This is a genomic window from Staphylococcus sp. GDB20D11A (assembly GCF_016893255.1).
GTDB lineage: Bacteria > Bacillota > Bacilli > Staphylococcales > Staphylococcaceae > Staphylococcus > Staphylococcus aureus.
In genome coordinates, this window is sequence record NZ_JAFEPJ010000018.1 from 289,486 (window position 1) to 300,086 (window position 10,601).

10 protein-coding genes, 1 tRNA gene and 1 pseudogene are annotated in these 10,601 nt (G+C 31.6%); 5 read left to right on the forward strand and 7 right to left on the reverse strand.

Features of this window, described 5'->3' with window-relative positions; all coding sequences use genetic code 11:
• Positions 1-53: 53 nt before the first annotated feature.
• Together JV528_RS11925 and JV528_RS11930 are read right to left on the reverse strand one after the other, a co-directional pair.
• Positions 54-188 (reverse strand): beta-class phenol-soluble modulin, encoded by a 135-nt coding sequence (locus JV528_RS11925; RefSeq protein WP_000147103.1) that lies wholly within the window; start codon positions 186-188, stop codon positions 54-56.
• Positions 189-244: 56 nt separating this feature from the next.
• Entirely contained in the window at positions 245-379 is a 135-nt protein-coding gene (locus JV528_RS11930; RefSeq protein WP_000398672.1) for a beta-class phenol-soluble modulin, read from the reverse strand.
• 363 nt (positions 380-742) lie between these two features.
• Between JV528_RS11930 and JV528_RS11935 the strand changes: the two genes are divergently transcribed.
• Positions 743-816 (forward strand) — tRNA-Arg (locus JV528_RS11935).
• Between the two features lie 472 nt (positions 817-1,288).
• Here JV528_RS11935 and JV528_RS11940 read toward each other — a convergent pair.
• Positions 1,289-1,477, reverse strand: coding sequence for a hypothetical protein (locus JV528_RS11940; RefSeq protein WP_001245795.1), 189 nt, complete (start codon positions 1,475-1,477; stop codon positions 1,289-1,291).
• Between the two features lie 247 nt (positions 1,478-1,724).
• Here JV528_RS11940 and JV528_RS11945 point away from each other — a divergent pair, with 247 nt between their 5' ends.
• Positions 1,725-2,672: a TDT family transporter gene (locus JV528_RS11945; RefSeq protein ID WP_001239293.1), complete on the forward strand. Its 948-nt coding sequence runs from the start codon at positions 1,725-1,727 to the stop codon at positions 2,670-2,672.
• 315 nt (positions 2,673-2,987) lie between these two features.
• Here the strand turns inward: JV528_RS11945 and elxI1 are convergent, their stop codons facing one another.
• The 4 genes from elxI1 to argF form a co-directional block, all read right to left on the reverse strand.
• Positions 2,988-3,215: an epilancin biosynthesis-related protein ElxI1 gene (gene elxI1 / locus JV528_RS11950; protein WP_000149424.1), complete on the reverse strand. Its 228-nt coding sequence runs from the start codon at positions 3,213-3,215 to the stop codon at positions 2,988-2,990.
• 308 nt (positions 3,216-3,523) lie between these two features.
• A complete protein-coding gene (locus JV528_RS11955) occupies positions 3,524-5,080 on the reverse strand; it encodes a YfcC family protein (RefSeq protein WP_000432070.1) in 1,557 nt (518 codons plus the stop codon).
• Between the two features lie 170 nt (positions 5,081-5,250).
• A complete protein-coding gene (gene arcC, locus JV528_RS11960; RefSeq protein WP_001074341.1) occupies positions 5,251-6,183 on the reverse strand; it encodes a carbamate kinase in 933 nt (310 codons plus the stop codon).
• A gap of 22 nt (positions 6,184-6,205) precedes the next feature.
• Entirely contained in the window at positions 6,206-7,207 is a 1,002-nt protein-coding gene (gene argF / locus JV528_RS11965) for an ornithine carbamoyltransferase (RefSeq protein ID WP_000793607.1), read from the reverse strand.
• A 437-nt stretch (positions 7,208-7,644) separates the two neighbouring features.
• Here argF and JV528_RS11970 point away from each other — a divergent pair.
• The 3 genes and pseudogenes from JV528_RS11970 to JV528_RS11980 all read left to right on the forward strand — a co-directional run bounded on the left by JV528_RS11970 (position 7,645) and on the right by JV528_RS11980 (position 10,016).
• Positions 7,645-8,370, forward strand: a pseudogene (locus JV528_RS11970) (superantigen-like protein SSL14).
• 96 nt (positions 8,371-8,466) lie between these two features.
• The gene (locus tag JV528_RS11975; RefSeq protein ID WP_001063563.1) at positions 8,467-9,192 is read left to right on the forward strand and encodes a superantigen-like protein SSL13; all 726 of its coding nucleotides are present in this window, start codon (positions 8,467-8,469) and stop codon (positions 9,190-9,192) included.
• A 107-nt stretch (positions 9,193-9,299) separates the two neighbouring features.
• Positions 9,300-10,016 (forward strand): superantigen-like protein SSL12, encoded by a 717-nt coding sequence (locus tag JV528_RS11980; protein WP_001038857.1) that lies wholly within the window; start codon positions 9,300-9,302, stop codon positions 10,014-10,016.
• The last annotated feature ends 585 nt before the right edge of the window (positions 10,017-10,601 follow it).

Below are 10,601 nucleotides of genomic sequence, written 5' to 3' on the forward strand. Positions count from 1 at the left end.
ATAACATTAAAGTATGCTCACCCAGTTTATTTTAAAGAATATTAGTTATTATATTAGAATCCAAATAATTTACCTAGTAAACCCACACCGTTAGCAACGATGTCTACGATACTTGTGCCTAATTTCACACTATCATGTTGTTGTGCAGCTTGCACAGTATTTGCGATTGCTTCTGCTAGTCCAGTCATTTAAATCTCTCCCTCACCTTTGAAATAATACTTATTACTTACATAACATATTGAAATTAGAATCCGAATAATTTACCTAGTAAACCTACGCCATTTTCAACGATGCTCACAATGCTTGTGCCTAATTTTGCGCCGTCATTATTAATTGCTGCAGTTACGGTATCTTTAATTGCGTTAAATAAACCTTCCATTGAAAACACTCCTTAAAATTTAAATTTGAAGATAACAAAAACGTGCGTAGCTTTTAAATCACCGAAATGTTATTCGCTTAACGTTTTGTTGTTGTTATTTTAAAATAAATTTGATGCAATTAGTTTGTTTATCCGCACAACATCTTATAATGTACTTAACTGTATTTTAAAGAGAAAAGATATACAGTTAGGCATTCAAAACTGTATTTAACACAATTAAGTTGCCTGAATTCGTATTTAAGTCTTATTGAACCTTTTTAGATAAATAGCTCTATAATAGTGAAAAATATAAACATTTTTTATTTACAAGGTATTGCTAATTTAAGTTCATTTAGATATAATAATTCTTGTGTTGTTAAACGTGTCCTGGTAGCTCAGCTGGATAGAGCAATGGCCTTCTAAGCCATCGGTCGGGGGTTCGAATCCCTCCCAGGACGTTTATAAGTATTTTTATACACATTACCAAACAAAAGAGTTCCGTGATTACGGGACTCTTTTTGTTTTGAATTTCAGTAATATAGTATGATGCGTCACCAAAACGTCCCCCGCATAAGCTCCGAAAATACAGTAATTAAAACAAGCATGCTTATTCGTTATAGAATTTTTTGACACACAATTGACACGCGGTTGATACATGTTTACACATTTTTAATTAAGTAATTTTACGCTCAAATTTCATCTATACTGCACCTGAACTACACCAAAACTACACCAAGATTTTTAACACTCACCATTTGCATGCTTAGAGATTTTTATTATTATATTATCCCTATAGATTTTGATACTATTCAAAATTTTAGGGACTTTTCAGGGACCCGAAATCCTATTATTATAATTATATACATCTAAAAAACAACCACGCCCATCGAGACGTGGTTTTCTAATTATTTAACTCACTAATTATTCTTCTTAATTTTCATCACTAAATATACCATTGGCAAATTTATAAAGTAGTTCAGCGTTTTTCAATGACATATTGTCTAATGATCTTTCTTTTTTTCTCATTCTGTGTATTGTGCTTTGTGGCACTCCTGTTTGTTTCGATATATGTAAACTGCTCAAATCACTGTCTAATAGTTTTTGAATTTGATTTCTCATTTTGTATCCCCCTTTTATATCTTCAATCATCATTTAAATTAAATAATTACTTTTCCACATATTCCAATATTTAGGTTGCAAAGCATACCTCAAATATCATTAATTTTGAGATTTAAATGTCAATTATGTGTCTATCAATCCAATATACATACTCTAAAAACGTAATAGTACACACTCTTCTTATTAATAGGCCATAGCTATCATGATATAATTAGTGAAGAAAATCACATAAGAAAGGTTGTAAATCATGAGACTTCAAAAAGCACCTCTAGTAACGTCAGGACTAGTCTTAGGATTATTAGGCCTGGGTAATCTATTAAAAGACTTATCTCTTACTTTAAACGCTGTTTGCGGAATTTTTGCTTTCTTGATTTGGATTCACCTTTTATGTACTATGCTCAAATATTTTAATAATGTGAAAGAACAATTAAACAGCCCTCTAGTTTCATCAGTGTTCACAACATTTTTCATGTCTGGCTTTTTAGGTACTACTTATTTAAATACATTTTTTAGTAATATAACATTTATCAATAATTTAATAACGCCTATTTGGATTTTATGCCTTGTGGGAATTATGACGCATATGATTATTTTTTCAATTAAATATTTAAAAGATTTTTCACTTGAGAATGTTTATCCTTCGTGGACTGTACTTTTTATTGGTATTGCTATCGCAGGATTGACGGCACCCGTTAGCGGATATTTTTTCATAGGTCAATTAACAGTAATATATGGCTTTGTAGCTACTTGTATTGTCTTACCTATAGTTTTCAAGCGATTAAAAGCATTTCCATTGCAGACGTCAATCAAACCGAACACATCGACAATTTGTGCACCATTTTCTTTAGTCGCTGCAGCATATGTTATAGCCTTTCCTAAGGCGAATGCTTTTATCGTAATTATACTTTTACTATTAGCTCAAATATTTTATTTTTATATCATTATACAATTGCCTAAATTACTAAAAGAACCTTTTTCGCCCGTATTTTCAGCTTTCACATTCCCTTTAGTAATCTCTGCAACTGCTTTAAAGAACAGTTTGCCTGTACTTATGTTTCCAGTCATTTGGAAAGGCCTTTTGTTTATCGAAGTGTTATTAGCCACTGTAATAGTACTTAGAGTCTTTATAGGATATCTTCACTTCTTTTTAAAAAAGGAAAATCAAGATAAATTTCTTCGTAATGCGTCTCAGTAACACTATTACCCAGAATTACCACGCATATTTAATAACTAAAAAAGAGGCAGGTAATCTTGCCTCTTTTTGGTGTGTATCAATACCTCTTTGATTTAATATGATCTAATGTATGAACAACAATGATACCTTCTGACTAAAGCTGTAGTAACTATACTAGAACGTCTAATTCATAAACACGTTTCACTCTATTCTTTATTTAAATAATATATAAGCAGCAAACGCCAAAGCTAATATACCAATAAAATAATTAATAAAGATTTTTATTTTAGTTTTTGTAATAGTTGACAAGTTTTATCACCTCTAAATATCGATAAATTAAACGCCGTTATTTTTCCTTTGCCTATCTTTTATCATTTCAGAAGGAACTCCGAAAATAAACATCAGAATAAATAATATAATTGGCAAATGTGGTATGTTTTCTAGCATATACCATCTTAAATTCCAATCAAATACCATATTTGCATACGCCACAAAATATTTACTAAATAATAATACTACGCATATTCCAGTTAGTGTATCTAAAACCTTTGTCAAATGTGTCATTTATAGCCATCCTTTATTTATGCTATTTTCACAACCATATGTATCATGTGTTACAAAAACTGTTTACAGCAAATACATATTTACCACGATAAATATAATATACCATAGATCTAACATTACATTAAAAACATATTTTAAAAATATCATTATTAAATAGAACATTGTATCAATTACTTACTAGTGTTATCATTACCGTCATTATTTTCTTAATCAAAAATAATAATGCACCTCGCTTAGTTTAGTATTTCTACAAACCTACGAGATGCATAAAACCCAATTAGTATTTTTTTATAATATAGCATTTCAAATTAGGAATAAATTAGTACCTGCGTAATTAGTACTCCGCCACCGAAAATCAATACAAAAGCAACTACCGGCCATACAAATCGGAACCAATGTGAATATCGCATGTTTAACATTTGTAGTGTGGCCATAACAAGTCCAGTCGGCGCTAAGAATAACATCGCATATTGACCAAATTGATATGTCGTAACGATGACGAATCTTGGTATACCTACTGTATCAGCTAGTGGTGCAAAAATAGGCATTGATAATACCGCTAATCCAGAAGATGATGGCACGATAAAACCTAAACAGAAGAAAATAAATAGTAATACGATGATAAATAATGGTCCACTCATATGTTGAACTAAAGATGATGAAAAGTGTAAGATTGTATCTGAAATCATACCTTCATTCAACACTAAATTAATACCTCGAGCTAAGCCAATAATTAAAGATACACCTACTAAACTTGATGCGCCATTGACAAATGCATCTACAGTTCCTTTTTCTCCCAATCCAGATTTACCTGTCCCAGCAATAAACATTATTATAATTGTAAATATTAAAAATGCTGAAGCCATAACTGGGAACCACCAACCTTGCGTCATAACTCCCCATACCATAATTGGAAATGGTAGTACAAATAATGTAAGGATTATCTTCTTACGCAAAGTAAAATGGGCACTATCGTCATCTTTTAATACAGACCATTGCTGTTCAAAAGCATCTTTGTCTTCATAAGAATATGACGCTTTAGGATCTTTTTTAATTTTTTTACAGTACCAATATAAATAACTAATAACAAAAATCGCACCGACAATACAAGCACCTATTCTCCAATACAAACCATCCGTGAAAGTTGTACCAGCGGCATTAGAGGCAATTACAACCGAGAACGGGTTAATAGTTGAAAATGTACTACCGACAGAGCTGGCAAGGAATATTGCACCAACTGAAACGATAGAGTCGTATCCTAACGCTATAAATATAGGGACTAAAATCGGATAGAATGCTACAGCTTCTTCTTCAATACCGCATAACGTACCGCCGATAATCATTAGTATTGATACAAACACAATTAGCATAAATTCATGCCCTTTTGTTTTCTTCGTTAAAGCTAACAATCCCGATTCAAAAGAACCACTGGCTTGAACTACGCCAATAAGTCCCCCTAATACAAGAATGAATACCATGATATCGACCGCTTCTATCGTACCTTCAACCATGCTACTTGTTATTTGTTCTGGTCCAGCTGGATGTTGCTTTAATCTTTCATAAGTATTCGGAATTGATACCGGCTTATTAATTGCACCTGATTTAAATTGTTCAATCTTAATTTTTACCCCCATTTTGTCTAGTTCCTGTTGCGTACCTGGAACCTTTTTCACTTGGTTATGAGGGTTAACTATCTTTAGTTCTTGGGATGAAGGTTCGTAAGAAAGTTTAGAATATGCACCAGCAGGAATAACCCATGTTGCTATAACTGCAACAACCGTTAAAATGAATAAAATCATAAATGCACCTGGCATTTTTAATTTAAATCGTTTTTTCTTTTCACTTTCATTAATTGTATTTTCCACGGTTTCATCTCCTTCGACATTTAACCTAGCATTTCTACCTTAAAGATTTTATAAATATAAATTAAGAAAGTGCACCCCGCATCAAAATAGAGGCATTATTTTCAGGGGTGCACATAAATAATAAAAATCATGCGTTTGACATATAGTAATTGAAAAGCGTTTCAATTCAATTACTTTTTAATCACAGTACCTACTTTACCCTCTATGGCAGCATCTAATTCATTTAATGATGTTATAAGCACACTTCCTTTTGGATTGTTTTCAATAAATGATATGGCTGCTTCAATTTTTGGTAACATACTTCCTTTTGCAAATTGATTTTCGTCTATATATCGTTTTAATTCATCAACATTTGTTGTTTTCAAAGGCTGTTGGTTTTCAGTGTTAAAATTAATATATACATAATCAATTGCTGTTAAAATAATCAATTGATCGCATTGAATATTAGCACCCAACAACGCACTTGTTTTATCTTTGTCTATAACTGCATCAATACCTTTAAAACCATCATGTTGCTCTCTAATTACTGGTATACCTCCACCACCAGCAGCAATAACGAGTGTATCATTTTTAATAAGTGTTTTAATACTCTCTAATTCAATAATAGAGATGGGTTGTGGTGAAGGAACAACACGTCTATACCCTCTTCCAGCATCTTCAACAAATATAAATCCTTTTTCTTTTTGAATTTGTTCAGCTTCTTCTTTGTTGTAAAATAACCCAATTGGTTTTGAAGGATTGTTAAATGCCGGATCATTTTCATCAACTTCAACTTGTGTCACTAGTGTTACCACTTGTTTATCCATTCCAATAGAATGCAATTCGTTTTGTAAGCTTTCTTGTAATTGATAGCCGATGTAAGCTTGACTCATTGCGCCACATTCAGCAAATGGAAATGCCGGACCTTGGTTATGTTCTGCAGCATAGTTAAGTCCCAAATTAATGCTTCCAACCTGTGGTCCATTACCATGACTAATAACAATCTCATGTCCTTTTGTTATTAATCCTACTAATGATTTCGCAGTATTTTTAACAAGTTCGAGTTGTTCTTGAGGTGATTTTCCTAAAGCATTACCACCTAATGCTACTACTATTTTCGCCATTATATTCACTTCCTTATATCATCTAAAATTCACCCAATGTAGCAACCATGACTGCTTTTATTGTATGCATTCTGTTCTCAGCTTCTTGGAATACAACTGAAGCTTTACTTTCGAATACTTCATCTGTAACTTCCATTTCTCGAATTCCATATTTTTCAAAAATTTGTTGTCCAATTTTAGTATCAGCATTGTGGAAAGATGGTAAGCAATGCTCAAAAATAACATTAGGATTACCAGTTTTATCCATCATTTCTTTATTCACTTGATACGGTTTCAATAATTCGAGTCGTTCTTTCCATACTTCATCAGGTTCACCCATTGATACCCAAACGTCAGTGTAAATTACATCCGAACCCTTTACACCTTGGTCAATATCATCTGTGATTAATATGTTGCCACCATTTTCAGCGGCAATATTTTTACAGCGATTTAATAATTCATCTGTTGGATTTAATTCTTTTGGACAAACTAAATGGAAGTTCATACCCATAATGGCAGCGCCTTGCATTAATGCATTTGCAACGTTATTACGACCATCTCCAACATATGTAAAGTTAATATCTGCATAATCTTTTTTTAAGACTTCTTTTGCTGTTAAGAAATCAGCAAGAACTTGAGTAGGATGATCTTCATCAGTTAAACCATTCCACACTGGTACGCCTGAATATTCAGCTAAAGTTTCTACTGTTCTTTGTGAAAAACCACGGTATTCAATGCCATCATACATTCCACCAAGCACACGTGCAGTATCTTTAGTTGTTTCTTTTTTACCCATTTGTGATCCAGTTGGGCCTAAATAAGTTACATTTGCACCTTGATCATGCGCTGCAACTTCAAATGCACATCGCGTTCTTGTAGAATCTTTTTCAAACAACAGTGCAATATTTTTATTTTTTAACATAGGCTTTTCAGTGCCAATATATTTAGCACGTTTTAAATCCTCGGAGAGTGTTAATAAGAATTCTACCTCTTGTCTTGAAAAGTCTAATAAAGTTAAAAAACTTCTGTTTCGTAAATTTTTCATTAATAACAACTCCTTTTATTTTAGTTACACCTAAATTGTAAGCGCATACAAAATAAACACAACCTACTATTAAAATTTGTAATATTTTATCAATAATTAAATAAACATTTTATTAATATTAAATTTAAGTAGTAGGAAATTATTAAAATAAGTACTACATTTAAAGTATAACTATTTTTCAAGTAGTTAGAAAATTCAATTATCAAACAATTTAATGCAATTGATTAGAGAATAATTCTAATGTGTCGTTTTTAATATATAACTCCATCCTACTTTATTAGGTACTGTTTCTGTCCAAAACTTAAAAATGATAAGTTTTGCTTAAATAACACTACTAACTGTTTAAGTTTATTTAACATAGTTTTAGCTTTTATTTAATTCCGAATCGGTGTAATAGCTTATATACTTTGGGTAATTCACGCAAAGGAGATTTTCATATGAAAAAGAACATCATGAATAAATTAGTTTTATCAACAGCATTGTTACTTTTAGGAACCACATCAACACAACTTCCTAAAACACCAATCAGTTTTTCATCTGAAGCAAAAGCCTATAATATCAGTGAAAACGAGACTAATATCAATGAACTAATCAAATATTAAACTCAGCCGCATTTTTCATTATCTGGAAAATGGTTATGGCAAAAGCCCAATGGTAGCATTCATGCAACATTGCAAACGTGGGTTTGGTATAGTCATATTCAAGTGTTTGGTTCCGAGAGTTGGGGAAACATTAATCAGTTGAGAAATAAATACGTTGATATATTTGGAACTAAAGATGAGGACACAGTTGAAGGTTACTGGACTTATGATGAAACATTTACTGGTGGTGTTACGCCAGCAGCTACTTCATCTGATAAGCCTTATAGACTATTTTTAAAATATAGTGATAAACAACAAACTATCATCGGTGGACATGAATTTTACAAAGGAAATAAACCAGTATTAACTTTAAAAGAATTAGATTTCCGTATTCGTCAAACATTAATAAAGAATAAAAAGTTATATAACGAAGAATTTAATAAAGGTCAAATTAAGATAACTGCTGATGGAAATAATTACACGATTGATTTAAGTAAAAAATTAAAATTAACTGATACAAACCGTTATGTTAAAAATCCTAAAAATGCACAAATTGAAGTCATACTCGAAAAATCTAACTAACCTATTACCTTTTGAAAATGCGGATAATTTCAATTATCTAATTAACCCCCCCTTTTATAATTAAACATTCCAACAATACTCAAAGGAGAAATTCGAATGAACAATAACATCACGAAAAAAATTATTTTATCAACAACATTGTTACTATTAGGTACAGCATCAACACAATTTCCTAATACACCTATCAGTTCTTCAACTGAAGCGAAAGCTTATTATATAAATCAAAATGAAACTAACGTTAATGAGTTAACTAAATATTACTCGCAAAAACATTTAACCTTCTCTAACAAAACGTTATGGCAAAAAGATAACGGTACGATTCATGCAACGTTGTTACAGTTTTCTTGGTATAGTCATATTCAAGTTTATGGACCTGAAAGTTGGGGCAATATCAACCAATTAAGAAATAAAAGCGTTGATATTTTTGGTATAAAAGACCAAGAAACCATTGATTCTTTTGCATTATCTCAAGAAACGTTTACTGGTGGTGTTACTCCTGCAGCAACACCTAACGATAAACACTATAAACTGAATGTAACATATAAAGATAAAGCAGAAACGTTTACTGGCGGATTTCCAGTTTATGAAGGTAATAAGCCTGTTTTAACTTTAAAAGAATTAGATTTTCGTATTCGTCAAACATTAATTAAAAGTAAAAAATTATATAATAATTCTTATAACAAAGGACAAATTAAAATAACAGGTGCAGACAATAACTACACAATAGATTTAAGTAAAAGGTTGCCATCAACTGATGCAAATAGATATGTTAAAAAACCTCAAAATGCAAAAATTGAAGTTATCCTCGAAAAATCAAACTAACAATAAAAACGGAGTTAATAAAAATAATCGCAAATGCTAAATTGACTTCGCTCAAATATAAATTTGTTATTCCTCGTATCATGATTCCTCTGAAAGGAGATGTTCTAATGAATAAGAACATCACGAAAAATATAATTTTAACGACAACATTATTACTATTAGGTACAGTATTACCCCAAAATCAAAAACCAGTATTTAGTTTTTACTCTGAAGCTAAAGCTTATAGCATTGGTCAAGATGAAACTAACATCAATGAATTAATTAAATATTACACACAGCCTCATTTTTCATTTTCAAATAAATGGCTATATCAATATGATAATGGAAACATTTATGTTGAACTTAAGAGATATTCATGGTCAGCACATATTTCTTTATGGGGCGCTGAAAGTTGGGGAAATATTAATCAGTTAAAAGATCGTTACGTAGATGTATTTGGACTAAAAGACAAAGATACTGATCAGTTATGGTGGTCTTATAGAGAGACATTTACAGGTGGTGTTACACCAGCCGCAAAACCTTCTGATAAAACTTATAATCTTTTTGTGCAATACAAAGATAAACTACAAACGATTATTGGTGCACATAAAATATACCAAGGCAATAAACCAGTATTAACATTGAAAGAAATCGATTTCCGTGCACGAGAAGCGTTAATAAAAAATAAAATATTATATAACGAAAATCGTAATAAAGGTAAGCTTAAGATCACCGGTGGCGGTAATAACTTCACTATTGATTTAAGCAAAAGATTACATTCAGATCTAGCAAATGTTTATGTTAAAAATCCTAATAAAATAACTGTTGACGTCCTCTTTGATTAGTATATGAAGGTGACTTATACTTCATGCACTTTAATTCCAAATCAGATTATTTAAATGATAATTTTCAAAGTGTATGATGTATACAATAGGTGAAATTTTCTATATATTTAAATGGAATTGGGAGAAGGAATGTGACAGAAATGATATTTTATAAAATTTATTTCGTTGTCACTCCCCAACTTGCACATTATTGTACGCTGACTTTTCGCCAGCTTCTATGTTGGGGCCCATCGCCAACTTGCACGTTATTGTAAGCTGACTTTCTGCCAGCTTCTATGTTGGGGCCCCGCCAACTTGCACATTATTGTAAGCTGATTTTTCGTCAGCTTCTATGTTGGGGCCCACCCCAACTTGCATTGTCTGTAGAATTTCTTTTTGAAATTCTCTATGTTGGGGCCCCGCCTATAATTGAAAAATGCTTGTTACATGGGCATTTTCATTCGGTCAACTACTACCAATATAATATTGTAGAGCCTAAGACATTGATTTTGAAATGCTCCCTACAAAGTATACATTGAAAAAATGAAAACTTTGAAGTGAGCTTTATTTATGTCAATAAAACCTAAAGTATACATAGATGTACTG

Excerpts from the sequence above, each read along its gene's own strand:
- JV528_RS11925 (WP_000147103.1), bottom strand. The coding sequence starts at position 188 with ATGACTGGACTAGCAGAAGCAATCGCAAATACTGTGCAAGCTGCACAA.
- JV528_RS11930 (WP_000398672.1), bottom strand. The coding sequence starts at position 379 with ATGGAAGGTTTATTTAACGCAATTAAAGATACCGTAACTGCAGCAATT.
- JV528_RS11940 (WP_001245795.1), bottom strand. The coding sequence starts at position 1,477 with ATGAGAAATCAAATTCAAAAACTATTAGACAGTGATTTGAGCAGTTTA.
- JV528_RS11945 (WP_001239293.1), top strand. The coding sequence starts at position 1,725 with ATGAGACTTCAAAAAGCACCTCTAGTAACGTCAGGACTAGTCTTAGGA.
- elxI1 (WP_000149424.1), bottom strand. The coding sequence starts at position 3,215 with ATGACACATTTGACAAAGGTTTTAGATACACTAACTGGAATATGCGTA.
- arcC (WP_001074341.1), bottom strand. The coding sequence starts at position 6,183 with ATGGCGAAAATAGTAGTAGCATTAGGTGGTAATGCTTTAGGAAAATCA.
- argF (WP_000793607.1), bottom strand. The coding sequence starts at position 7,207 with ATGAAAAATTTACGAAACAGAAGTTTTTTAACTTTATTAGACTTTTCA.
- JV528_RS11975 (WP_001063563.1), top strand. The coding sequence starts at position 8,467 with ATGAACAATAACATCACGAAAAAAATTATTTTATCAACAACATTGTTA.
- JV528_RS11980 (WP_001038857.1), top strand. The coding sequence starts at position 9,300 with ATGAATAAGAACATCACGAAAAATATAATTTTAACGACAACATTATTA.